We start from the raw sequence: 22,109 nt of genomic DNA, 5'->3' as shown, positions 1-22,109 counted from the left end.
CGTTCTCCACAGCCTGCGCCATACTCGCGCCATGTGTCGAAGGAGTATTGACCATGAAGCTCTACGAAATCGTATTTTCCGGCCAATTGGTCCCCGGTGCGCAGCCGGATCTGGTCAAGGCCAACATGGTAAAGCTGTTTCAGGCGGACGCCCAACGCATCGCGTTGCTGTTCTCCGGCCGTCGGCTGGTCCTGAAAAACAACCTCGATGAGGCGGCGGCGGAAAAGTACCGCTCGACCCTTGAACGCGCCGGGGCCATGGCCCAGGTTGTGCCCATGGCGCCAGCCGTTCAGGCTCCGGTCGTGGCGGCCCCGGGCCTGGTTGAGGTGGAAGAGGTCGAGCTGGCGCCGCCCCCGGACGAGCCGAGCTGGACGCGCAGGCCATCAAACCTGACCGCGCCGCGCAACGACGCCACGCCGACGCGCAAAGCCAGCTTCAAACCGCGGGACGTTTATATGGCGGCGTTTGTGGATGTGGAGGCACCTGACTACACGCTCTCGGAGCCGGGCCAGGACGTGCAGGATCCGAAAATGCCGGCGCGTGCGCCGCAGCTCGACCTGTCTGGGTTGAGTCTGGCACCGGCGGGCGCCGATCTGGGTCAGGACAAGCCGGTCGAGCATGCGCTGGTGCCGGACGTTTCCCACATCAGACTGGCCTGAGGACTGCCTGTCTTTGAGTGGTCGCTGGCGTTGCCGCGGTGAACGTCAGCTTAGATAAGCCGAACAGCACTTCTTGAATTTCTGTTGGCTGCCGCAGGGGCAGGCATCATTACGACCGGCTTTGAGCGACACCGTTGGGTCGATGAAATACCAGCGTCCGTCATGCTGCACGAACGCCGAGCGCTCGCGATGACGGTGCTCGCCGTCGGTATCGTGCCAGCGGGCAGTGAAGGTCACGAATGCATGTTCAGGCTGACCGCCGATCAACTCGGCGCCCTCGACTTCCAGACCCAGCCAGGTGCTCTGGGCACTCCACTGGCTGATAGCATCCCGGTCCAGCGCGGCATTTTGTGCCGGCAGCGTGGTGTCCAGCAGATAATCCACCAATCCCAGCACATAGGCGCTGTAGCGCGAACGCATCAGCGCTTCGGCACACGGTGCGGGCTGGCCGGCGTGATAGCGGCCGCAGCAACCGTCGAGAAGATTGCCGCTGCCGCAAGGGCATGTTGCGCTGCTCATGATGCGTCCCTCACCACCAATACTTGCCGTAATTCTCCGGATTGGCCCAGAACCTCGCGTTCAGCCAGTCCGGCACCTGTTTGTACTCACGCAGATCGTAGGTGAACAGCGTGAGCACTTGTTCATCCCGGGAAAACCGTTCGCTGGCCTGGAGTGCCAGGGAGTAGAAGTCGGGGAGCTGCCAGCCGCAGGCATCGAGATCCGCCAGCACGGCTATCCGGCTGGCATTGAGGTTGCGAATGCCGCCCAACAACTCCAGCCCCGCACGTTTGGGCATGTGCTCAAGGCAGTCCACCACCAGCGCCAGATCAAAGCGCTGCCCGGCCAGGTCGGGCGGTAACAGACCGGGCCCCGCCTGGGCCAGCTCGGTCTGCGGATGCGCTTCGCAAAAAGCCTGCAACGCCGGAAACCCCTCGGCACCCACCAGCAGCAAACGCTTCGGCGCACAAAGGTCGAGCAGGGCGGCCAGGGCCTGTTGCGGCGTACGGCTGGAGAAGCGGTCGGTCATTGGAGTTCCTCGGTCAGGCGGGCAAGGTTAGCGCGCTGAACTTCAATGGCCTAGTGCTTGAGCTTCCTCATTTTCGCGAGCTGACAACGCGCCCGCGGTGATAGCAGAGGGGTATTGCACTCAGTACCGTCCGAATTCTTGGGTTCGAATCCCGCAAAAGCCCTGAAATCAGGGTGGCGAACGGCCCCACACCCGTCTTTACTGCACTTCAATCGGTTTTAGCCGATTCCAAAGGAGAAGAACGGTATGAGCATGATTCGGACAGCGTTACCTCTGATTTTGGTGACCAGTGTATTGACGGGCTGTGCGGGCTTGCAAAAGACCGACTGGCCTCTGTGTGCGGCCGGTGGCGCACTGAGCGGCGCAGCGATCGGCGCCTTCCAGTCTGCCTCGGTTGCGGCAGGCTTCGGCGCTGCGGTGGGCGTCATGGCTGGCGCGTATTGCTGGGTCCATGGGGATGGCGATGATGACGGCGACGGCGTCCTCAACAGCAGGGACAAATGCCCGGACACACCTAAAGGCACACCGGTCGATGCCACTGGTTGCCCGATCGTGACTCCGGCGCCTGAACCGATGGCCGCTCCGGTGGTGCTGCCGAAAGAAGAGATCATCACCATCCGTGACGTGCACTTCGAGTTCAATAAAGCCACCCTGACACCGGGTGACAAACAACAACTGGACATGGTCGCGACCAAACTCAAAACCGAAGCCCCGAACGTCCAGCTCCATGTCAGCGGTCACACCGACAGCGTGGGCGGCGATGCCTACAACCAGAAACTGTCGCAAAAACGTGCGCAGTCGGTGACTGACTACCTCGTCAGCGCCGGCATCCCACGCGCTTCGTTCGCGTCCGTCGAAGGCGACGGCGAAGCCCGCCCCGTCGCCGACAACAAAACCGCCGACGGCCGAGCCCTGAACCGCCGCGTCGAGATCAAAATCAACCGTTGAGACAAGGTTGAAGCTTTAAAGGAAGCCCCGGTTTGAAAGCCGGGGTTTTTCTATTTCTGGCATTTAGTTTTCATGTTCAAAACAACCATTGTCCAGACCGGCCCCTTCCCGGTTAAAGCCGGTCCCACTAACAGCTGCGCGTGCATTCAGTGGGACCGGCTTCAGCCGGGAAGCCGTTGCCGTTGCTTTTGATCTTCGTGCGCACAAGGTTCAAACACCGCAGAACGCGACTTGGGTGCAGGCTGAACGCAGACGACGCGCAGTGGGCCGAGCCGCATGGATGCGGCGAGAGCGCCGTCAGGACATGGATGTCCGTTCGGCGCGGGCCCACGGAGCGTCGTCGGAGTGAAGGAACCCCGAGGCACGAGGGGCCAAACCAGGAGCAAGCACCCTTGGTTACTTGGGGTGCTTTTCCAAGTAACTCGCCGAAGGCGAAATGTCTGCCCCTAGGCAGACCTCATCTCAGCACCACCCGAGATAACAGATATTCACCCAATCCAAGCCGTCAAACACCAGAAACTTTAAAGCCTGCCTCTGGCATAGTCCCCCGCCTCACCGTACTGTGCGCAAACCGTTTTCACCGCACAAAACCAAAAACAGCAGAGGCACCACATGAGTGTGATTTGGGGAACAGGGAAAGTACTGACAACAGCATTCTGGCTACTGGTAATCACCAGCCTGACCATCGCCATGCCACACCCCTTCGACCTGTTGTTCAAACTGGCAGGCGGCCTCTTGCTGCTCGTCCACCTCATCGAACTGATCAGCTACAACGCCAGCCTGCGCGGCCGTCCCCATCCCATGCGCGATCGTCTCCAGATTCTGGTCTTCGGCCTCTTTCACCTGAACACATTCAAACGCCCACTGGCGGAGGTACACCATGCGTAACGCGATGCTGATGACGGCAGGCCTGCTGTCCGCCCTGACCAGCCCCTGGATCATGGCCCAGACCATCTCCGTCGAAACCCACTCGCTCATGCGCCTGCCGTCCAAAACCAGCGTATTGCAACTGGATCGACTCGAAGTCGCCGACTACGGCACCCTGCTGATCCCGGCCGGGCTCACCGAAGTCAAAGTCGGCCAACTCGTCATGGGCCACGAATCACGCATCGCCATCGTCCCCAGCGCCGAACCGTTCAGCCTGCAAGTCAAACAGGGCGACCTCGGCAGTGGCGCCGAAATCACCGCGCGGGGCGCCCCGGGCACCTTCGAAAAAGCGCCAACCCCAGGCCGCAACCTCAACATGAGGATTGAACAACTCAACGCTGACCAACTCTTCGTCGACGCCCGTGGCGGCGCTGGCTCACCCGGGTACGTCGGCCTCGACGGCGGCAACGGCATCGATCCGGGCTGCACCTGGGGTTCCGCCAGTCGAGGGATCGACGGCGACAATGGCGGCAACGGTCGTGACGGCGCGCCCGGTGCACTCGTTCGTCTCGAACTCCCGGCGACCTTTGGCAATGAGCGAATCAAAGTTAACGTACAGGGCGGGGCCGGCGGCATTGGCGGCGACGGCGGTCGCGGCGGCAAGGGCGGCGCGTCCAAAGGCTGCGTGGTCTATCGCGCGGACGGCGCCAGGTCCGGCAAGAACGGCGACAAGGGGCAGTCCGGTGCAGCAGGGCCAACGGGCGCTATCGTGGTTCGCAACTTATAAGCCCGATAACCCACAGGGGTTGTTTACCGTCCAGACGGCTCTCTTGCGTGGAGCCGACACGGTTGATGTGGGAGTGAGCTCGCTCACGAAGACGGCCGCTTAGCCGCCGGATATCCAGCGGGTGGACCGCCTTTTCGCGAGCAGCGCTTGCCCACCTCTAAAACATGGGCCTGATGGCAGCGATTGCCACAACGGCCACCCCAACCATCAGATTGATCCCCACCAGACGCCGCATTCCGCCCAGCGCCGCAGCGCCCTCAGCCCATTGCTCGGCAAGCACAGCCTTGCGCAATTGCGGCAGGTTCAACGTCGAAACCCGCAGAAACAACGCCACCATCACCACATACAGCCCCATCATTGCTTGCACATAACGGGGCGCAGTCTGGAAACCGCTGAAGTTGATATTGATCATGCCAATGCCAGTCACCGGCAGCATGATCACCGCGCACCAGACCCAGACGAAGAAACGCGGCAACACCTGCAGCCACAGCTTCAAACGGGCCGGGCCCTCCAGAGCGACGGTGACCGCCGGTCGAAGAATCATCCAGGCGAAAAACATACCTCCTACCCATACAATCGCCGACAGGACATGCAAGGCGTAGACAAAGGCTACAGGTGACATCGAGAACTCCGATCTGCGCAGAAAGAATTAGCGCGGTATGATAGCCGCCCGCTGCGACTACTGAAGATATATCCAGCGGTTTTCGTTTTCATTCAGCACCCGTGACGCCGAGCCAACGACCCAGCCCATGATCAGCACCGAACTCAAATCCCAGATTCAGGGCGCCTACTCGCGTTTCCTCGAAGCCAAGAGCCTCAAGCCTCGTTACGGCCAGCGCCTGATGATCGCTGAAGTGGCGAAGGTGCTGGGCGACGTCGACACCGACGAAGAAGGACGCCGTTCGGGTGATCCCGCCGTGGTGGCGGTCGAGGCGGGGACGGGCACCGGCAAAACCGTCGCCTACGCCATCGCAGCGATTCCGACCGCCAAGGCCGCCGGCAAGCGCCTGGTCATCGCCACCGCGACCGTGGCGCTGCAGGAGCAGATCGTCTACAAAGACCTGCCCGACCTGATGCGCAACAGCGGCTTGAATTTCACGTTCGCGCTGGCCAAGGGCCGTGGCCGCTACATGTGCCTGTCCAAACTCGACATGCTGCTGCAGGAAGGCGACGCCCAGAGCGCGACCGCGCAGCTGTTCGAAGAAGAAGGCTTCAAGATCGAAGTGGATGAGGCCAGCCAGAAGCTTTTTACCACCATGATCGAAAAGCTTGCCGGTAACAAATGGGACGGCGACCGCGACAGCTGGCCTCAGGAGCTGGCCGATCAGGACTGGGCGCGCCTGACCACCGATCACAGCCAGTGCACCAACCGCCACTGCCCGAACTTTCAGCAGTGTGCCTTCTACAAGGCCCGCGAGGGCATGGGCAAAGTCGACGTCATCGTCACCAACCACGACATGGTCCTCGCTGATCTGGCGCTGGGCGGCGGTGCGGTCCTGCCCGATCCCCGCGACACCCTGTATGTGTTCGACGAAGGCCACCACCTGCCAGACAAGGCGATCGGCCACTTCGCCCATTTCAGTCGCCTGCGCTCTACCGCCGACTGGCTGGAGCAAACCGCCAAGAACCTCACCAAATTGCTCGCCCAGCACCCGCTGCCGGGCGATCTGGGCAAGTTGATCGAGCAGGTGCCCGAGCTGGCACGGGAGATCAAGACCCAGCAGCAGTTCATGTTCACAGCCTGCGAGCAGCTTGCCGATTTCAAACAAGGCGAAGACATGGAAGGCCGCGAGCGTCCGCGCCATCGCTTCGTCGGCGGTGTGGTCCCCGAACACATGCGCGAGATGGGCATTGAGCTGAAAAAAGGCTTCGCCCGGCTCGACGATCTGTTCACGCGCCTGACCGAGCTGCTTAAAGAAGGCATGGACGGCGAGGTCAACATCGGCATCGCCAGCCATCAGGCGGAAGAGTGGTATCCGTTGTTCGGCAGCTTGCTGGCACGCGCCCACGGCAACTGGGAGTTGTGGACCGCTTTCACCGCGGAAGATCCGGAAAACAGCCCGCCCATGGCGCGCTGGTTGACCCTGGCCGACAGCGGCTCGCTGTTCGACATCGAGGTCAACGCCAGCCCGATCCTCGCCGCCGAAATGTTGCGCCGCAACCTGTGGAACGTCGCTTACGGGGCGCTGGTGACCTCGGCTACGTTGACCGCGCTGGGCAAATTCGACCGCTTCCGCATGCGCGCCGGGCTGCCGAAAGACGCTGTTACGGCCGTGGTGCCCAGTCCGTTCCACCATGCTGACGCGGGCGTGTTGCGCGTGCCGGACCTCAAAGCCGACCCTCGCAACGCGGCCGAACACACGGCCGCCATCATCCGTGAACTCCCAAATCTGGTCGAAGGCTCCAAAGGCACGCTGGTGCTGTTCTCGTCCCGCAAACAGATGCAGGAAGTGTTCGACGGGCTGGAACGTGACTGGCGCAAGCGGGTGTTCATCCAGGGCAACCTGTCGAAACAGGAAACCCTCAACAAGCACAAGGCGCGGGTCGACGGTGGCGATGAAAGCGTTCTGTTCGGGCTGGCCAGCTTCGCCGAAGGGGTCGATCTTCCGGGTGCGTATTGCGAGCACGTGGTGATTGCCAAGATTCCCTTCGCCGTGCCGGATGATCCGGTCGAAGCTGCGCTCGCCGAATGGATCGAAGCGCGAGGCGGTAATCCGTTCATGGAAATCGCCGTTCCCGACGCCTCGTTGCGCCTGATCCAGGCCTGCGGTCGTCTGCTGCGCACCGAGCAGGACCGCGGCATCATCACGTTGCTGGATCGCCGGGTCGTGACCCAGCGCTATGGCAAAGCCATCCTCAACGCACTGCCGCCTTTCCGGCGCGAAATTTCCTGAATCCGTGTTGCAAATGAAACACGGTTGACCGGGTCTTAACACTCGGTCCGCCCGGATGCGCGCAACCTCGTCGTGCTCCGGGCCTCAGACGATCAAGGAGCTTCAGATCACATGATTCGCCGTTCACTGTCCGCCCTCCTTGCCACGCTGTGCGCCGGTATGGCCCACGCCGCGCCTGATGTGCAGCAAACGCTGTTCAATTTCGTCCGGCCCGCCGACGTGGTCAAGGTCACGACTCAGGATGCCGGGTTTCCCCAGGCCAACGCCGAGCAGACCGCCGAGGGCGAAGTATTGCGCCGCGTGGTTTTCAATCCGGTCGCCAAACCCAGCCTGCGACTGACCCCGCAGACCGGCGTCTGGGACTGGAGCCACGACAGCGCCATGACCTTGCGGCTGCAGAGCGCGATGGACTGGGCATTGACGGTGTACGTGCAGATCGAAAGCCGCGACGGCAAAATGCTCACCAGCCGCATCGACCTGCCGGCCGGGCCGGCACAAACCCTGGTGCTGCCGCTTAAGGCCAGCTCGCCACTGAGCCAGGGCATGCGCGCCGGCCCACCCATGCCGTGGATATACGAAGGGCAGCGCGTGTTGCTGGCGAACACCGAGGGTGAGCTGAACAGCGCTGAGGTGTCATCGGTCACCGTATCGATGTCTCAACCCAATGTGGCGCAGTCCGTCCTGATCGAGAAGTTCGGCGTGCAAGAGGGCGACGCGCTGCAAACCGCCGCCTACAGCAATCTGGTTGATGGCTACGGTCAGTTCACCCGGGGCAAGTGGCCGGAGAAGGTCACCAGTGACGATCAGCTCAAGACGTTGGCGGCCAAGGAACAGCAACAACTGCAAGGCTGGCTGAAAGACCGTCCGGCCCACGACAAATACGGCGGCTTGCTCAACGGACCGGCGTTCGAAGCGAAGGGCTTTTTCCGCACCGAGAAGCGCGACGAGCGCTGGTACTTGGTGACGCCTGAAGGGCACCCTTTTTACTCACTGGGGGTAAACGCTGTCTCCGCTGACGACAGCCAGACCTACGTCGAAGGCCGCGAAGCCATGTTCACCGGCCTGCCTGGCAGCGACGATCCGCTCGCCGCGTTCTACGGCAAGGGCGATGACAACCGCGAGACGGGCGCCAACCGTAACCGACAGTTCGATCAGGGCCGCTGGTTCGATTTCTATGGGGCCAACCTGCAGCGCACGTACGGTGTGCCGAAGTGCGTGGAAGTCTCAAAGCCTGCCGATCCGGCTGACGACGAAGACGCGAGCACAGCCGCGAGCGCCTCCACTGCCGAGAGCGCTGCCGGGCAGACCGCGCCAGCGCCTCAGCCCGAAAAGCCCGCCGCGCCTGCGCCTGCCGTTGAATGCAAACCGGTGATCGTGGACAGCAAACGCTGGGTCGACCACACCTTGCAACGCTTGCAGGCCTGGGGTTTCAACACCGTCGGCAACTGGAGCGAGCCCGCGCTGCAAAACCTCGAAAGCAGCAAGAAGGAACGCGTGCCCTACACACTGCCGCTGTCCATTGTTGGCGACTACGTGAGCATCAGCACCGGCCTGGACTGGTGGGGCGGCATGCCGGACCCGTTCGATCCGCGCTTCGCCATGGCCACCGAGCGGGCCGTCGCCATCGCTGCACGCGATCATCGCGATGACCCGTATCTGATCGGCTACTTCGCCGATAACGAACTGGCCTGGGCTGCACCGGGCAATGATCCCAAGGACCGCTACGCATTGGCCTACGGCACCCTGAAGTTGACCACCGATGTGCCGGCCAAGCGCGCGTTCCTCAAGCAGTTGCGCGATAAATACCGCAATGAAGAAGGGCTGTCCAAAGCGTGGGGCATCAATCTATCGGCCTGGGAGTTGATGGAAGACCCGGGCTTCGAGCCGCCGCTGCCGAGCGCAGAGCACCCGGAGATCGAAAACGACTTCCGGTATTTCCAGCGTGTGTTCGCCGAGACCTATTTCAAGACCATTTCCGACGCGCTCAAGTGGCATGCGCCGAACCATCTGCTGCTCGGTGGCCGCTTTGGCGTCACCAGCCCCGAGGCAGTCGAAGCCTGCGCCAAGTTCTGCGACGTGCTGAGCTTCAACTCATACACCCTCAAACCTCAGGACGGCGTGGACTTCGCGAAACTGCGCGTGCTCGACAAGCCTGTGATGGTCACCGAGTTTCATTTCGGCTCCCGTGATCGCGGGCCGTTCTGGGGCGGGGTGCTCGAAGTGCCGCGTGAGGAAGATCGTGGGCCGGCTTACGCCAACTTCCTGAAAAGCGCGCTGGCCGAGCCTTCTATCATCGGCGTGCACTGGTTCCAGTACTTGGATCAGCCTGTCACGGGCCGCTTGCTCGACGGCGAGAACGGCCATCTCGGGCTGGTGGGCATCACCGACGTGCCGTACCAGGGCTTCGTTGAGGCAGTGCGCAAGGCCAATGGACAGGTCGTGGATGTGATCGGCAAGCGCCCTTAACCGGGCGGTTCCCAAAGCGATCATTCGCTGGAACAATGTTCGCCATTTTTGCAGCCCGACCGGAGAGCCAGACCGTGCAGATTCAAGGCCATTTCGAGCTTCAGTTTGAGGCCGTACGCGAGGCGTTCGCGGCGCTGTTCGACGATCCGCAGGAGCGTGGCGCAGCGCTGTGCGTGCAGGTTGGCGGCGAGACGGTGCTGGATCTGTGGGCGGGCACGGCAGACAAGGATGGCGGCGAGGTTTGGCACAGCGACACCATCGCCAATCTGTTCTCCTGCACCAAGACCTTTACCGCGGTCACCGCCCTGCAATTAGTGGGCGAGGGCAAGCTGGCTCTGGATGAGCCCGTCGCGCGTCTCTGGCCCGAGTTCGCTGCCAACGGCAAACAGTCCATCACATTGCGGCAGTTGCTCTGCCATCAGGCCGGGCTCCCGGCGATCCGTGACATCCTGCCGGCCGAAGCGCTTTACGACTGGCAGACCATGACAAGTGTGTTGGCTGCCGAGGAGCCCTGGTGGACCCCGGGGCAGGGCCACGGCTATGCCGCTATCACCTACGGCTGGCTGGTGGGCGAGATGATTCGGCGTGCCGACGGGCGTGGCCCGGGCGAATCCATTGCGGCGCGTATTTCACGTCCATTGGGCCTGGATTTCCATGTCGGTCTCCCTGATGAAGAGTTTCACCGCGTCGCCCACATCGCTAGAGGCAAGGGCAATACCGGTGATGAGGCCGCACAGCGGCTGCTGCAGACCACGATGCGCGAACCCGCTTCCATGACCGCCAGGGCGTTCACCAACCCGCCGTCGATCATGACCAGCACCAACAAGCCGGAATGGCGGCGCATGCAGCAACCTGCCGCCAATGGCCATGGCAACGCACGCAGTCTGGCCGGTTTCTACAGCGGCTTGCTGGATGGCAGCCTGCTGGACGGCGACTTGCTCAACGAGCTCACCCGCGAGCACAGCATCGGCCAGGACAAGACGCTGCTCACCCAGACGCGCTTCGGTCTGGGCTGCATGCTCGATCAACCCGCGGTGCCTAACGCAACATTTGGCCTGGGCGCCAAGTCGTTCGGCCACCCTGGCGCAGGTGGCTCGGTAGGTTTCGCCGATCCCGAGCGCGATGTCGCGTTCGGTTTCGTAACGAATACCCTCGGTCCTTACGTGCTGATGGACCCGCGCGCTCAGCGTCTCGTGCGCGAGCTTGGTGAGTGTTTGCAATAAGTATCGCCGTTAAGTGCTTGTTCTACCGACTGTCAGTTAAAGACCGATAACGGAACCGTAGGGCGGTTTCTTTTTCCAAAACGGTCTTTATGCGTGTTATATGAGCGCTGCTTCGTTCATTTTCTGATCAATTATTCATGTGGGTCACCCATGTCAGCTAACAAAAGCCTCGCATTCGCCATCTGCCTCGCCGTCACCGGCTGTGCGCAAACCCCTCAGGACCAGTCGGCCAGCAATGACCACTGGTGGTCGTTCGGCTCGGGCAAGGGCGCCGATGCAGCGCCTGCAGCCCCAGCCCCAGCGCCAGGCCCGGCGGCTGCGCAAGTCGCGAAAGCCCAGGCCGAGACCGGCACGCGCTGGTACTGGCCATTTGGTTCTGACCACGGCGAGACCGAGAAGAAACCGGAAGTTGCCGCCACTCAACCGGCCGCAGCCCCGGCCGTTGCTCAGGCTGGCGACGCCAACAAATGGTGGTGGCCGTTCGGCGCAAGCGAAGCTAAAAAAGACGCAGCGCCAGCTATTCCCAAAGTCGACCCGAAAGTGACGCAGGCCTGGCTGGATCTGAACGAGCCGAAAGTCCGCGAAGCGATCAAGGACAGCCAGTTCCAGCTCGAGCGCCGTGACGACATCCTCGTGGTGACCGCGCCGGTCGACAGTACTTTCAATCCGAAACGTCCGGAAATGCTCCTGCCGACCAACCTCGGCCCGATCAGCCGTATGGCCAAGATCGTTGAAGTCGACCCGCGCGCCGCTGTTCTGGTGTTGGGCCACGGCGATGTCGCCGGCGACGCCGATCTCAAGATCAGCCAGCAGCGCGCGCAATCGGTCGCGGCGATTTTCCGCCTCAGCGGCCTGCAGCGTAACCGCCTGAGCCTGCGCGGCATGGGCGCCGACATGCCCCGTGCAGCCAGCGACAGTGCGCCAGGTCGCGCATTGAATCGCCGCGTGGAAATCATCCTGACCCCGCAAGACACCATGGTTGCCCAGATGGCCAAGTACAACTTGCCGCCGGCGCCAACCCTGCTGGCCGTGCAAACTGCCAACGCGCCGGCTCCGGCACCGGTTGCCGCACCGACCAAGGCGGCTGCGCCTGTCAAATCGGCCGCACCGGTCAAGAAGGCCGCTGCGACCAAGGCTTCTGCCGCCAAAGCGCCTGCGGCCAAAAAAGCGCCGGTGAAGAAAGCTGCGCCAGCGAAAGCCAAGGCAGCGCCTGCGAAAGCAGCCGCCAAAAAACCTGCCCCGGATGCTCAAGCCAGCAACTGAGGTTAAGATCGGGAATCTGTTCACGAATCTCGATTAAGGAAGGCAGTGATGAGCCAGCGTCTGGCCGATATGCGTCGTAACTATGCCCGCGAAGGGTTGACCGAAGCCCAGGCTCCGGAAGAACCCTTCGCACTGTTTCATCACTGGTTCAACGAAGCGGTCCAGACCGAGCAAGCGCCGGTGGAGGCCAATGCCATGACGCTGGCGACTGTCGATGCCGACGGCCGCCCGCATTGCCGGGTTCTGCTGCTCAAAGGCCTCGACGCTCAGGGGTTCACGTTCTTTTCGAACTACGAAAGCGCCAAAGGCCAGCAGTTGAACGCACGTCCTTTTGCCGCGATGACGTTCTTCTGGCCCACGCTGGAACGTCAGGTGCGCATCGAGGGCCGCGTGGCCAAAGTCAGCCACGAAGAATCCGACGCCTATTTCCAGGTACGCCCCCTCGGCAGCCGCCTGGGTGCCTGGGCATCGCCGCAAAGCCAGGTGATCGCCGACCGTGAAGAACTCGAAGGTTTGCTCAAAGCCACCGAGGCGCGTTTCATGGACACCCAGCCTGACTGTCCCGATCACTGGGGCGGTTATCGTCTGGTACCGGATCGCATCGAATTCTGGCAGGGACGTCCAAGCCGTCTGCACGACCGCCTGAACTATCGACTGGTTGAAAGTGAATGGCAGCGAGAGCGCCTGGCCCCCTGATTGCTGGCGTTTCGGACTGGCTGATTGTCAGCTTCGGGGCTCTGTCACACTTTTCTTTGAATCAATTTCCGGCGCCGTCGTCCACTGCTGGAGACGTCGGCGGGTTGCTGTATCACGCCTGAATAAACGTAAATTATCGGTACAGGACCGTGACATCGATTGGCGTCGCAGAGTCTAATGGCTACCTGTTCCTCTGGAGATACTGTTATGCGTAAGTCTGTTCTGTTGGTTGCTTCGTTCACCGCCATGGCGCTGACGCTGGGCGGCTGTACTTCAAGCCTCACCGGCGACTCGTACTCGCGCGACGAAGCTCGTCAGGTGCAGACCGTACGCCTGGGCACTATCGAATCGCTGCGTCCGGTGAAGATTGAAGGCACCAAAACCCCGATCGGCGCTGGCGCCGGTGCCATTGTTGGCGGCGTGGGTGGCAGCGCCATCGGTGGCGGCCGCGGCAGCATCGTGACGGCCGTGATCGGTGCCGTCGCCGGTGGTTTGCTGGGTTCGGCAGCGGAAGGCGGCCTGACCCGTGCTCAAGGCGTCGAGATCACCGTGCGTGAAGACGACGGCACCATGCGTGCCTATGTTCAGGAAGTTCAGGAAAACGAGATCTTCCGTGTGGGTGAGCGTGTCCGCATCATGACCGTCAACGGTACCAGCCGCGTTAGCCACTAAACCGCGCTGGATGGCCTGAAGCTTGGTGTAAAAGCCCGCTTGCAAAAACGCCCCGATCATTCGGGGCGTTTTGCATTTCAGCACGCTGTCTCAGCTACAGGTTTTTGCGCTGTAGGGGCTTATTCAGTGATACCCAGGATATTTCGGGCCAGCGCTTCAGCGATGCGAATCCCGTCGACGCCGGCCGACAGGATGCCGCCCGCATAGCCCGCGCCTTCGCCCGCCGGGAACAGGCCTTTGACGTTGAGGCTCTGCAGGTCTTCGCCACGGGTGATGCGCAGGGGCGAGGAGGTGCGCGTCTCGATGCCGGTGAGGATCGCATCATGTTGAGAGAAGCCTCTGATCTGCTTCTCAAACGCGGGAAGCGCCTCACGAATGGCTTCGATGGCGAAGGGAGGCAATGCGTCGGCAAGGTCGGTCAGCTTGACGCCCGGCTTGTAGGACGGTTCCACTGTGCCCAGCGCCGTCGACGCTTTGCCCGCGATGAAATCACCCACCAGTTGCGCCGGGGCTTCGTAGGTTTCGCCGCCCATGAGGTAGGCGTGGGACTCCAGTCGCTCCTGCAGTTCGATGCCGGCCAGCGGGCTGCCCGGATAATCCTGCTCCGGCGTAATGCCGACGACGATGCCGGAGTTGGCGTTGCGCTCGTTGCGCGAGTACTGGCTCATGCCGTTGGTGACCACGCGGTTGGGCTCGGAAGTCGCCGCCACCACCGTGCCACCGGGGCACATGCAGAAGCTGTACACCGAACGGCCGTTCTTGGCGTGGTGCACCAGTTTGTAATCGGCAGCGCCAAGCTTCGGGTGACCGGCGTATTTACCCAGTCGGGCGCGGTCGATCAAGCCTTGTGGGTGCTCGATGCGGAAGCCGACCGAAAACGGTTTGGCCTCCATGAACACGCCGCGGCCGTGGAGCATGCGGAAGGTGTCGCGGGCGCTGTGGCCCAGCGCCAGAATCACGTGCCGAGAGTCGATGCGCTCGCCGCTGTCGAGCAGGACGCCCTGCATCTGGCCGTCTTCGATCAGCACATCGGTGACGCGTTGCTGGAAGCGTACTTCGCCGCCCAGCGCTTTGATCTGATGACGCATGTTTTCAACGACGCCGGTCAGGCGGAAGGTGCCAATGTGCGGCTTGCTGACGTAGAGAATCTCCTCCGGCGCGCCGGCTTTGACGAACTCGTGCAAGACCTTGCGACCGATGAATTTCGGGTCTTTGATCTGGCTGTAGAGCTTGCCGTCGGAAAACGTCCCCGCGCCGCCCTCGCCGAACTGTACGTTGGATTCAGGGTTGAGCACGTTCTTGCGCCACAGCCCCCAAGTGTCCTTGGTGCGCTGACGGACTTCAGTGCCGCGCTCGAGGATGATCGGTTTGAAGCCCATCTGCGCCAGCAACAGGCCGGCGAAAATCCCGCACGGACCAAAGCCGACCACCAGCGGACGCTGGCTCAGATCGGCGGGGGCGTGGCCAACCACTTTGTAACTGACGTCCGGGGCCGGGCCGATGTGTTTGTCGTGACTCAGGCGCTGGAGCAGGGCGGCTTCGTCGCGCACCTGGAAATCGATGGTGTAAATGAACTGCAGTTCGGTGGATTTCTTGCGCGCATCGTAGCTGCGCTTGAACAGAGTGAAATCCAGAAGCTCGTCGCTGCCGATGCCCAGGCGTTGCAGAAGTGCGGGGCGCAGTTCGTCGTCCGCGTGGTCCAGCGGCAGTTTGAATTCGGTGATTCGTAACATTGAAAGATCCGGTTTCGGGCCGCAGGATCGGCCCGGCAGCACTACAAGAGCGCGCGATTATAAGCCACATTGGGCAGGGAGCGGTGGCCCGAGCGACGACATCCGCCACTCCATCAATCGTTACGCATCGCCCCAAAGTACGCGCAGCCGCGCTGAACCTGGCCGTTGACCCGCAGTTCGGCGGTCAGGTGCTGCACCGAGCCGTTCGACGGGTCCACACAGCGCAACGGCGCGACGTAGAGCTCGACGTGCTGATTGTTGGCGTCGGTGATCAGGTTGAAGCGGCCCTCGGGCATCTGCTCTTCCATGTACGGCACAGCGAACGGCTCCTGGCCTTCGCGCTCAAGCACCAGACCCTTGCCGCTGGCGTTGAGGTTCCATTTCGGACCGTTGCCGCTGGCATGAATCGTCAGGCGCTTGAAATTGGGGTCCTCGCAGGCACCGCTCGGGCGCTCGACGCGGTACAGCTGATAGATGTCGGCCTGACCGTCACTGCCCTGGGCCTTGCTCGCGACGAAGTTGCCACGTACATCGGCGAACGCCTTGCCGTTCTTGTCCACCACCGAGGCGGCTTCCTGCAAGACGCCAGTGTTGCCCTTGTCAGTTACTGCATAGCGGCGCTGCTCGTTGCACGGGGCGAAGAACAGTTTGCCGCCGTCACCGCTGAGGGTGCCCTGCATGCGGATCATGCCGGCCGTCGACACCTTGCTGTCATTGGACGACATGGGCATCAACTGGCAGCCGGCGAACAGGGGCAACAGGGCGAACATCAGGGCAGAACGAGCAGCGGACATGGGGCGGTCTCCAGACAAGTGCCGCCACGTTACTCAGCCTGCTCGCGCATCACAAGGGGCGATTAACCGACGTGATAGGTCTGTCCGGTTTGTAGCCCTTCGACACTTTTTGCGTACGCCAATGCGACATCCGCAGCCGGAACCGGCTTGAAGCCGCGAAAGTACGGCGCGTAGCTGCCCATGGCTTCCACCAGCACTGTGGGGCTGACCGAATTGACGCGCATGCCGCGCGGCATCTCGATGGCGGCGGCGCGCACGAAGGCGTCGATGGCGCCGTTGACCAGGCTGGCAGACGCCCCGGTGCGAATCGGATCGACGCTGGTAACGCCGGTGGTGAAGGTGAAGGACGCGCCGTCGTTGGCGAATTCCCGGCCGATCAGCAACAGATTGACCTGTCCCATCAGCTTGTCGCGCAGGCCCAGGGCGAAGGAGTCGGCGGTCATCTCGCCGAGCGGCGCGAAGGTGACATTGCCGGCCGCGCAAATCAATGCGTCGAAAGGGCCTGTCCGTTCGAATAGTTTGCGGATCGAGTCGCTGTCACTAATATCGACGTGCTCGTCTGCGCCGGTTCTGCCGATGCGAACGATCTCGTGGCGTGGCGCCAACTCTTTCTCGATCGCCGAGCCAATGGTGCCGCTGGCGCCAATCAATAGAATTTTCATGATGCGGTTTCCCCCTGGTATGGATCAGGCGCTCAGTGTGAGTCGCCTTTTCCCACCGAAACAGGGGCTAAACGGCAATCCCGGTTTGTCAGAAAGGAAACAATCATGAGCGAAATGGACGACCTGGCCGCGTTCGCGATGCTGGTGGAGGCCAATAGCTTCACCCTGGCTGCGCAATGGCTGGACACCAGTACCAGCCAACTGTCCAAGCGCATCAGCAAACTGGAAAAAAACTTCGGCGTGACGCTGCTCCATCGCACCACCCGCAGCCTCACCTTAACCTCGGCGGGCGCCATTCTGCTGCCGGAGGCCCGCGCGCTGCTGGCCCAACGCGACCGCGTTCGCGACGCCATGGCCTACCTGAGCGAAAGCCTGATCGGCACCGTGCGCCTGACCGTGCCGGTATCCTTGGGCGAAACCTTCTTTGAAGCCCTGCTCACCGAATTCGCCCAGACCTACCCCGACGTGCAGGTCGAGCTAGACCTCAACAACCACTTCCGCGACATGCGCCGTGATGGCTTTGACCTGGGCATACGCTCCAGCGTGGGCATCGATGAGCGCCTGGTCGCCAAGCCGTTGCTGTCGTTACAGGAACTGACCTGCGCCAGCCCGGCCTACCTCGCCAAACACGGTACCCCACACACCCCGGAAGAACTGCGGGTGCATCGATGCCTGCTCAACAGCCACCACACAGGCCGCGAATCGTGGGCTTACCACCAGAAACACGAACTGAGCCGCGTCAACGTACGCGGCACCTTCGCCAGTAACCACTACGGCCTCCTCAAAAAAGCCGCACTGGTCGGCGCCGGCATCGCCCGCCTGCCGTCGTATATGGTTCATGAAGAACTGAAAGACGGGCGACTGCACTGGTTGCTGCGGGATTACCAGACGCCTGTTTCATCGCTGTACCTGGTCCACCCCTTCGAAGGACGGCTGCCGAGGCGGGTTCAAGTCATGGCGGATTATTTGGGCGAATGGTTCGAGCGCAGCACCGCGGCGCTGGAAAAGCTCTGAGAGCGCAGGGGATTGGCTTTGTTGTTGGGGCGAGAACATAGCTGACGCGGAGCGTCAGGGGATGCATTCCCACGCGGAGCGGGGGAACGATCATCAACAGGTCGAACGGGGGCGATCAGGCAGGTTTAATATTCAAAATTGATGGCGCAGCCACTGGCCTCTTCCCGGCTAAAGCCGGTCCCACTAAAAAGCACCGCGGACATCCTTTAGGATCGGCTTCAGCCGGGAAGCCCTTGATCTGCTTTAAGAGCGCTTTTGATCTTCAAACACAAGATGCCCAGACACCGCAAAACGCGACTTGGGTGCAGGCTGAACGCAGGTCTCGCGGAGTGGGCCGAGCCGCAGGGATGCGGCGAGAGCGCCGTCAGGGCATGGATGCCCGTTCGGCGCGGGCCCACGGAGCGAGACCGGAGTGAAGGAACCCTGACGAAGGAAGGGCCCAACCAGGAGCACTAAGCCCTTGGTTACTTGGGGCTTTATCAAGTAACTCGCCGAAGGCGAAACGTCTGCCCCCAGGCAGACGCCCTTGATCCTGCTTTACCCGCCTAAATAAGCATCCCGCACTTTCGGATCAACCAGCAACTCCGCCCCCGACCCCTGCATCACCACCCGGCCATTCTCCAGAACATACGCACGATCAGCGATCTTCAACGCCTGATTCGCATTCTGCTCCACCAGAAACACCGTCACCCCATCCCGCCGCAACTGCTCAACAATCTCGAAAATCTGCTGAATAATAATCGGCGCCAGACCCAGCGAAGGCTCATCCAGCAACAACAGCTTCGGCTTGCTCATCAAGGCACGCCCGATCGCCAGCATCTGCTGCTCGCCGCCAGACATCGTCCCGCCGCGCTGATTGAAACGCTCCTTCAGACGCGGGAACAACTCAAGCACCTTATCCATCTGCACCTGATAATCGGCCTTGTCGGTAAAGAACCCGCCCATCGACAGATTCTCCTCCACCGTCAGACGCGCGAACACACGACGGCCCTCCGGCACCACCGCAATACTCTTGCGCATGATCACCGACGACTCCAGACCGACCAGCTCTTCACCCATATAGCGGATGCTGCCACTGTGCGCCCGCGGCGAACCGCACAGCGTCATCAACAGCGTCGATTTGCCCGCGCCATTGGCGCCGATCAGCGTGACAATCTCACCCTGCTGCACATCGATGCTGACACCGTGCAATGCCTGGATCTTGCCGTAGAACGTGGAAACGTTATCGAACTGCAGCATTTACGCTTCCCCCAGATAGGCTTTGATCACTTCAGGATTGTCACGGATCTGCTCGGGCGTGCCATCGGCCAGCGGCGTGCCTTGATTGATCACCACGATGTGGTCGGAAATGCTCATGACCAGCTTCATGTCGTGCTCGATCAGCAACACCGTCGCGTTGTGCTCGTTGCGCAACACGCCGATCAACGCTTTCAAGTCTTCGGTTTCTTTAGGGTTCAGACCGGCCGCCGGCTCGTCGAGCATCAGAATGCGCGGGCGCGTCATCATGCAGCGGGCGATTTCCAGGCGGCGTTGCTGACCGTAGGCCAGCGTGCCGGCAGGACGGTTGGCGAATTCCTTCAGGTCAACCGCTTCCAGCCAGTGCTCGGCATATTCCATCGCCTCACGCTCGCTCTTGCGGTACGCCGGGGTCTTGAACAGGCCCGACAGGAAATTGGTGTTGAGGTGGCGATGCTGGGCCACCAGCAGGTTCTCCACCGCCGTCATTTCCTTGAACAGGCGCACGTTCTGGAACGTCCGCACCACGCCTTTACGGGCGATTTCATGGCCGGCCAGGCCCTGGATCGGCTCGCCGTCCAGCAGAATCGTGCCGGAGGTGGGTTTGTAGAAACCCGTCAGGCAGTTGAACACGGTGGTCTTGCCGGCCCCGTTCGGGCCGATCATCGACACGACCTGCTTCTCGTTAACGGTCAGACCGACGCCGTTGACGGCCAGCAAACCGCCAAAGCGCATGCACAAGCCGGACGCTTGCAGAAGTGGACGGCTCATCAGCGCTCCCCCTTGAGTTTCATGACGGGACGCTGCATCGGCAGGAAGCCCTGCGGACGCCAGATCATCATCAGCACCATCAAGGCGCCGAAGCCGAGCATCCGGTATTCGCTGAATTCGCGAAGCAGTTCAGGCAACAGAATCATCACGACGGCGGCGAGGATCACGCCCAGTTGCGAGCCCATCCCGCCCAGAACCACGATGGCGAGGATGATCGCCGACTCCAGAAAGGTGAACGACTCCGGCGTGATCAAACCCTGACGCGCGGCGAAGAAACTGCCGGCGAAACCAGCGAACGCAGCACCCAGGGTGAAGGCCGACAGCTTGATGATGGTCGGATTCAGACCCAGCGCGCGGCAAGCGATTTCGTCTTCACGCAGGGCTTCCCAGGCGCGGCCGATGGGCATGCGCAGCAACCGGTTGATCACGAACAGCGCCAGCAGCGCCAGCAGCAGGGCGATCAGGTAGAGAAAGATCACCTTATTGATGGAGTTGTAGGGCAGGCCGAAGTATTCGTGGAACGTCTGCATGCCTTCGGCAGCCTTGCGCTCGAAGGTCAGGCCGAACAGCGTTGGTTTTTCGATGTTGCTGATACCGTTCGGGCCGCCGGTGATGTCGGTCAGGTTACGCAGGAACAGGCGAATGATTTCACCGAAACCCAGCGTCACGATCGCCAGATAGTCACCACGCAAGCGCAGGACCGGGAAGCCGAGCAGGAAGCCGAACGTCGCCGACGCCAGCCCTGCCAGCGGCAGGCAGATCCAGAAACCGAAGCCGAAGTAGTGCTGCAGCAGGGCGTAGGTGTACGCGCCCACGGCGTAAAAGCCGACGTAGCCCAGGTCGAGCAGACCCGCCAGACCGACAACGATGTTCAGGCCAAGGCCGAGCATCACGTAGATCAGGATCAGGGTCGCAATGTCCACTGCGCCGCGGGAACCGAAGAACGGCCACACCAGCGCAGCAATCACCAGCGCGCCGAGGAACCAGCGTTGGGTCGACGGCAGGGTCAGAAAGTTGCTGGTCTTTTCCGACATCAGCTGTTTCTGCGGGCGCGAACGCCACATGGCGCTGATCTGTTCGTTGAACAGCACCCGCAGGAACATCAGAAACGCCGCGGCGAAAATCACCAGCACGGTGGTGGTGCTGGCGCCGACCACCGCGAGATTGATCCCGACGATGTCCAGTTTGAGCCCGAGGATCGGGTAAGCGACGGCCAGCACCAGCACTGCGCTGAAGAGGGCCGATTTGAGATTCCTGGTCATACTTTTTCAACCTCCGGACGGCCCAGCAGGCCGGTTGGCCGGAACAACAACACCAATACGAGAAGACCGAACGCCACCACATCCTTGTACTGGTCGCCGAAGATGTCGGCGCCAAAGGCTTCGGCGATTCCCAGCACCAGACCGCCGAGCATCGCGCCCGGGATACTGCCGATGCCGCCCAGTACCGCAGCGGTGAAGGCTTTGATGCCGACGAGGAAACCCGCGTTCGGGTTGATCACGCCGTACTGCATGCTCAGCAGTACCGCAGCGACGGCCGCCAGGGCAGCGCCGATGACAAAGGTCAGGGCAATGATGTTGTTGGTGTTGATCCCCAGCAGGTTGGCCATCTTGATGTCTTCGGCGCAGGCACGGCAGGCGCGACCCAGGCGAGAGCGGGAGATGAACCAGGTCAGGCCGAGCATGGCCACCAGCGTGACGACGAAGATGAGGATCTGCATGTAGGAGATCACCACTTCATGGGTGCTGCCGGGGCCGAAAACGAAGTTGCCGGGAATGAGGTTGGGGATCGATTTGTCTTTTGAGTCCTGCGACAACAGCACGGTGTTCTGCAGGAAAATCGACATACCGATGGCGGAAATCAGAGGGATCAAACGGTTGCTACCGCGCAACGGGCGATAGGCAACTCGCTCGATGGCGTAACCGTAGGCGCTGGTCACCACAATACTGGCGACGAAGGCTGCGGTAATCAGCAGGGGCAGGCTGTCCAGGCCAAGCATGGTCAGACCGGCCAGAGCGATAAACGCCACATACGACCCGATCATGTACACCTCGCCATGGGCGAAGTTGATCATGCCGATGATGCCGTAAACCATGGTGTAGCCGATGGCAATCAAGGCGTAAGTGCTGCCAATGGTCATCCCATTAACCAGCTGTTGAAGAAAGTGATAGAGATCTATCGGCATTGCTGAGTGCTCCTAAAAACCTGCCTGGTGTTTCACTGGTGAAGTTTTTTCCCGCTCGCGCGTCGTGATCTACGTCCGCGTCCGGCACGAGCCCAGTGGGTCACTGGTGCGGTTTCAAGATGTTCAGGGATCGGAATTCTTGTGAAATTCGCTGCCCAGCTAAAACAAAGCCCACTGCGGTTGCAGTGGGCTTCGGGTAAGCATGAAGGCTG

21 protein-coding genes are annotated in these 22,109 nt (G+C 61.7%); 11 read left to right on the top strand and 10 right to left on the bottom strand.

Annotated features, from left to right (window positions below):
* The first annotated feature begins 53 nt into the window (after nucleotides 1-53).
* On the top strand, nucleotides 54-659 hold the full coding sequence (locus tag AC0Z8Z_RS00720; protein ID WP_485617394.1) for a hypothetical protein: 606 nt from the start codon (nucleotides 54-56) through the stop codon (nucleotides 657-659).
* 45 nt (nucleotides 660-704) lie between these two features.
* Here AC0Z8Z_RS00720 and AC0Z8Z_RS00715 read toward each other — a convergent pair whose 3' ends face one another.
* Both AC0Z8Z_RS00715 and AC0Z8Z_RS00710 read right to left on the bottom strand, forming a co-directional pair.
* Nucleotides 705-1,178 (bottom strand): YchJ family protein, encoded by a 474-nt coding sequence (locus tag AC0Z8Z_RS00715; protein ID WP_122622320.1) that lies wholly within the window; start codon nucleotides 1,176-1,178, stop codon nucleotides 705-707.
* Between the two features lie 10 nt (nucleotides 1,179-1,188).
* The gene (locus tag AC0Z8Z_RS00710) at nucleotides 1,189-1,686 is read right to left on the bottom strand and encodes a DUF6231 family protein (protein WP_485617392.1); all 498 of its coding nucleotides are present in this window, start codon (nucleotides 1,684-1,686) and stop codon (nucleotides 1,189-1,191) included.
* Nucleotides 1,687-1,932: 246 nt separating this feature from the next.
* Between AC0Z8Z_RS00710 and AC0Z8Z_RS00705 the strand changes: the two genes are divergently transcribed.
* The 3 genes from AC0Z8Z_RS00705 to AC0Z8Z_RS00695 all read left to right on the top strand — a co-directional run bounded on the left by AC0Z8Z_RS00705 (nucleotide 1,933) and on the right by AC0Z8Z_RS00695 (nucleotide 4,288).
* Complete coding sequence (locus tag AC0Z8Z_RS00705) at nucleotides 1,933-2,634, top strand: PA1041 family peptidoglycan-binding anchor lipoprotein (protein ID WP_122536131.1); 702 nt, start codon at nucleotides 1,933-1,935, stop codon at nucleotides 2,632-2,634.
* Between the two features lie 612 nt (nucleotides 2,635-3,246).
* A complete protein-coding gene (locus AC0Z8Z_RS00700) occupies nucleotides 3,247-3,522 on the top strand; it encodes a DUF1145 domain-containing protein (RefSeq protein ID WP_122536627.1) in 276 nt (91 codons plus the stop codon).
* On the top strand, nucleotides 3,515-4,288 hold the full coding sequence (locus AC0Z8Z_RS00695) for a collagen-like protein (RefSeq protein ID WP_485617390.1): 774 nt from the start codon (nucleotides 3,515-3,517) through the stop codon (nucleotides 4,286-4,288). The genes AC0Z8Z_RS00700 and AC0Z8Z_RS00695 overlap by 8 nt, the downstream gene beginning before the upstream one ends.
* 157 nt (nucleotides 4,289-4,445) lie before the next feature.
* On the opposite strand, the gene AC0Z8Z_RS00690 is transcribed toward AC0Z8Z_RS00695, so the two are convergent.
* Nucleotides 4,446-4,910 carry a CopD family protein gene (locus AC0Z8Z_RS00690; RefSeq protein WP_485617389.1) on the bottom strand — a complete coding sequence of 155 codons (465 nt, stop codon included), beginning with the start codon at nucleotides 4,908-4,910 and terminating at the stop codon, nucleotides 4,446-4,448.
* Between the two features lie 127 nt (nucleotides 4,911-5,037).
* On the opposite strand from AC0Z8Z_RS00690, the gene dinG reads away from it, so the two are divergent.
* The 6 genes from dinG (at nucleotide 5,038) to AC0Z8Z_RS00660 (ending at nucleotide 13,502) form a co-directional block, all read left to right on the top strand.
* A complete protein-coding gene (dinG, locus tag AC0Z8Z_RS00685; protein WP_065992603.1) occupies nucleotides 5,038-7,182 on the top strand; it encodes an ATP-dependent DNA helicase DinG in 2,145 nt (714 codons plus the stop codon).
* 111 nt (nucleotides 7,183-7,293) lie between these two features.
* Entirely contained in the window at nucleotides 7,294-9,648 is a 2,355-nt protein-coding gene (locus AC0Z8Z_RS00680; RefSeq protein ID WP_485617387.1) for a beta-galactosidase, read from the top strand.
* 74 nt (nucleotides 9,649-9,722) lie between these two features.
* The gene (locus AC0Z8Z_RS00675) at nucleotides 9,723-10,871 is read left to right on the top strand and encodes a serine hydrolase domain-containing protein (protein ID WP_485617386.1); all 1,149 of its coding nucleotides are present in this window, start codon (nucleotides 9,723-9,725) and stop codon (nucleotides 10,869-10,871) included.
* Between the two features lie 150 nt (nucleotides 10,872-11,021).
* Nucleotides 11,022-12,134 carry an OmpA family protein gene (locus tag AC0Z8Z_RS00670; protein ID WP_485617385.1) on the top strand — a complete coding sequence of 371 codons (1,113 nt, stop codon included), beginning with the start codon at nucleotides 11,022-11,024 and terminating at the stop codon, nucleotides 12,132-12,134.
* A 48-nt stretch (nucleotides 12,135-12,182) separates the two neighbouring features.
* On the top strand, nucleotides 12,183-12,830 hold the full coding sequence (gene pdxH / locus AC0Z8Z_RS00665; protein ID WP_205486950.1) for a pyridoxamine 5'-phosphate oxidase: 648 nt from the start codon (nucleotides 12,183-12,185) through the stop codon (nucleotides 12,828-12,830).
* Nucleotides 12,831-13,037: 207 nt separating this feature from the next.
* Complete coding sequence (locus tag AC0Z8Z_RS00660; protein WP_037012225.1) at nucleotides 13,038-13,502, top strand: outer membrane lipoprotein; 465 nt, start codon at nucleotides 13,038-13,040, stop codon at nucleotides 13,500-13,502.
* A 119-nt stretch (nucleotides 13,503-13,621) separates the two neighbouring features.
* Here AC0Z8Z_RS00660 and AC0Z8Z_RS00655 read toward each other — a convergent pair whose 3' ends face one another.
* The 3 genes from AC0Z8Z_RS00655 to AC0Z8Z_RS00645 form a co-directional block, all read right to left on the bottom strand.
* Complete coding sequence (locus tag AC0Z8Z_RS00655) at nucleotides 13,622-15,235, bottom strand: NAD(P)/FAD-dependent oxidoreductase (protein WP_485617384.1); 1,614 nt, start codon at nucleotides 15,233-15,235, stop codon at nucleotides 13,622-13,624.
* Between the two features lie 113 nt (nucleotides 15,236-15,348).
* The gene (locus tag AC0Z8Z_RS00650; RefSeq protein ID WP_369307166.1) at nucleotides 15,349-16,029 is read right to left on the bottom strand and encodes a hypothetical protein; all 681 of its coding nucleotides are present in this window, start codon (nucleotides 16,027-16,029) and stop codon (nucleotides 15,349-15,351) included.
* 62 nt (nucleotides 16,030-16,091) lie between these two features.
* On the bottom strand, nucleotides 16,092-16,691 hold the full coding sequence (locus tag AC0Z8Z_RS00645) for a short chain dehydrogenase (protein ID WP_485617383.1): 600 nt from the start codon (nucleotides 16,689-16,691) through the stop codon (nucleotides 16,092-16,094).
* A gap of 105 nt (nucleotides 16,692-16,796) precedes the next feature.
* Between AC0Z8Z_RS00645 and AC0Z8Z_RS00640 the strand changes: the two genes are divergently transcribed.
* A complete protein-coding gene (locus AC0Z8Z_RS00640; protein ID WP_485617381.1) occupies nucleotides 16,797-17,705 on the top strand; it encodes a LysR family transcriptional regulator in 909 nt (302 codons plus the stop codon).
* Nucleotides 17,706-18,242: 537 nt separating this feature from the next.
* Here the strand turns inward: AC0Z8Z_RS00640 and AC0Z8Z_RS00635 are convergent.
* Genes AC0Z8Z_RS00635 through livH form a run of 4 tightly spaced genes read right to left on the bottom strand, consistent with a single transcriptional unit; the run spans nucleotide 18,243 to nucleotide 21,897 of the window.
* Complete coding sequence (locus AC0Z8Z_RS00635) at nucleotides 18,243-18,944, bottom strand: ABC transporter ATP-binding protein (RefSeq protein ID WP_065992624.1); 702 nt, start codon at nucleotides 18,942-18,944, stop codon at nucleotides 18,243-18,245.
* On the bottom strand, nucleotides 18,945-19,712 hold the full coding sequence (gene livG / locus AC0Z8Z_RS00630; protein WP_122536637.1) for a high-affinity branched-chain amino acid ABC transporter ATP-binding protein LivG: 768 nt from the start codon (nucleotides 19,710-19,712) through the stop codon (nucleotides 18,945-18,947).
* Nucleotides 19,712-20,974, bottom strand: a complete 1,263-nt coding sequence (locus AC0Z8Z_RS00625) for a high-affinity branched-chain amino acid ABC transporter permease LivM (RefSeq protein ID WP_485617379.1) — start codon at nucleotides 20,972-20,974, stop codon at nucleotides 19,712-19,714. Before AC0Z8Z_RS00625 ends, livG begins: the two co-directional genes overlap by 1 nt.
* Nucleotides 20,971-21,897: a high-affinity branched-chain amino acid ABC transporter permease LivH gene (gene livH / locus AC0Z8Z_RS00620; RefSeq protein ID WP_122536639.1), complete on the bottom strand. Its 927-nt coding sequence runs from the start codon at nucleotides 21,895-21,897 to the stop codon at nucleotides 20,971-20,973. The genes AC0Z8Z_RS00625 and livH overlap by 4 nt, the downstream gene beginning before the upstream one ends.
* Between the last annotated feature and the right edge of the window lie 212 nt (nucleotides 21,898-22,109).

It is taken from the genome of Pseudomonas sp. 1L-C-7-B-C1 (assembly GCF_057291635.1).
Note: the sequence above shows the minus strand (reverse complement) of the source record. Positions and strands in the feature narration are given on the sequence as shown.

Excerpts from the sequence above, each read along its gene's own strand:
- AC0Z8Z_RS00720 (WP_485617394.1), top strand. The coding sequence starts at position 54 with ATGAAGCTCTACGAAATCGTATTTTCCGGCCAATTGGTCCCCGGTGCG.
- AC0Z8Z_RS00715 (WP_122622320.1), bottom strand. The coding sequence starts at position 1,178 with ATGAGCAGCGCAACATGCCCTTGCGGCAGCGGCAATCTTCTCGACGGT.
- AC0Z8Z_RS00710 (WP_485617392.1), bottom strand. The coding sequence starts at position 1,686 with ATGACCGACCGCTTCTCCAGCCGTACGCCGCAACAGGCCCTGGCCGCC.
- AC0Z8Z_RS00705 (WP_122536131.1), top strand. The coding sequence starts at position 1,933 with ATGAGCATGATTCGGACAGCGTTACCTCTGATTTTGGTGACCAGTGTA.
- AC0Z8Z_RS00700 (WP_122536627.1), top strand. The coding sequence starts at position 3,247 with ATGAGTGTGATTTGGGGAACAGGGAAAGTACTGACAACAGCATTCTGG.
- AC0Z8Z_RS00695 (WP_485617390.1), top strand. The coding sequence starts at position 3,515 with ATGCGTAACGCGATGCTGATGACGGCAGGCCTGCTGTCCGCCCTGACC.
- AC0Z8Z_RS00690 (WP_485617389.1), bottom strand. The coding sequence starts at position 4,910 with ATGTCACCTGTAGCCTTTGTCTACGCCTTGCATGTCCTGTCGGCGATT.
- dinG (WP_065992603.1), top strand. The coding sequence starts at position 5,038 with ATGATCAGCACCGAACTCAAATCCCAGATTCAGGGCGCCTACTCGCGT.
- AC0Z8Z_RS00680 (WP_485617387.1), top strand. The coding sequence starts at position 7,294 with ATGATTCGCCGTTCACTGTCCGCCCTCCTTGCCACGCTGTGCGCCGGT.
- AC0Z8Z_RS00670 (WP_485617385.1), top strand. The coding sequence starts at position 11,022 with ATGTCAGCTAACAAAAGCCTCGCATTCGCCATCTGCCTCGCCGTCACC.
- pdxH (WP_205486950.1), top strand. The coding sequence starts at position 12,183 with ATGAGCCAGCGTCTGGCCGATATGCGTCGTAACTATGCCCGCGAAGGG.
- AC0Z8Z_RS00660 (WP_037012225.1), top strand. The coding sequence starts at position 13,038 with ATGCGTAAGTCTGTTCTGTTGGTTGCTTCGTTCACCGCCATGGCGCTG.
- AC0Z8Z_RS00655 (WP_485617384.1), bottom strand. The coding sequence starts at position 15,235 with ATGTTACGAATCACCGAATTCAAACTGCCGCTGGACCACGCGGACGAC.
- AC0Z8Z_RS00650 (WP_369307166.1), bottom strand. The coding sequence starts at position 16,029 with ATGTCCGCTGCTCGTTCTGCCCTGATGTTCGCCCTGTTGCCCCTGTTC.
- AC0Z8Z_RS00645 (WP_485617383.1), bottom strand. The coding sequence starts at position 16,691 with ATGAAAATTCTATTGATTGGCGCCAGCGGCACCATTGGCTCGGCGATC.
- AC0Z8Z_RS00640 (WP_485617381.1), top strand. The coding sequence starts at position 16,797 with ATGAGCGAAATGGACGACCTGGCCGCGTTCGCGATGCTGGTGGAGGCC.
- AC0Z8Z_RS00635 (WP_065992624.1), bottom strand. The coding sequence starts at position 18,944 with ATGCTGCAGTTCGATAACGTTTCCACGTTCTACGGCAAGATCCAGGCA.
- livG (WP_122536637.1), bottom strand. The coding sequence starts at position 19,712 with ATGAGCCGTCCACTTCTGCAAGCGTCCGGCTTGTGCATGCGCTTTGGC.
- AC0Z8Z_RS00625 (WP_485617379.1), bottom strand. The coding sequence starts at position 20,974 with ATGACCAGGAATCTCAAATCGGCCCTCTTCAGCGCAGTGCTGGTGCTG.
- livH (WP_122536639.1), bottom strand. The coding sequence starts at position 21,897 with ATGCCGATAGATCTCTATCACTTTCTTCAACAGCTGGTTAATGGGATG.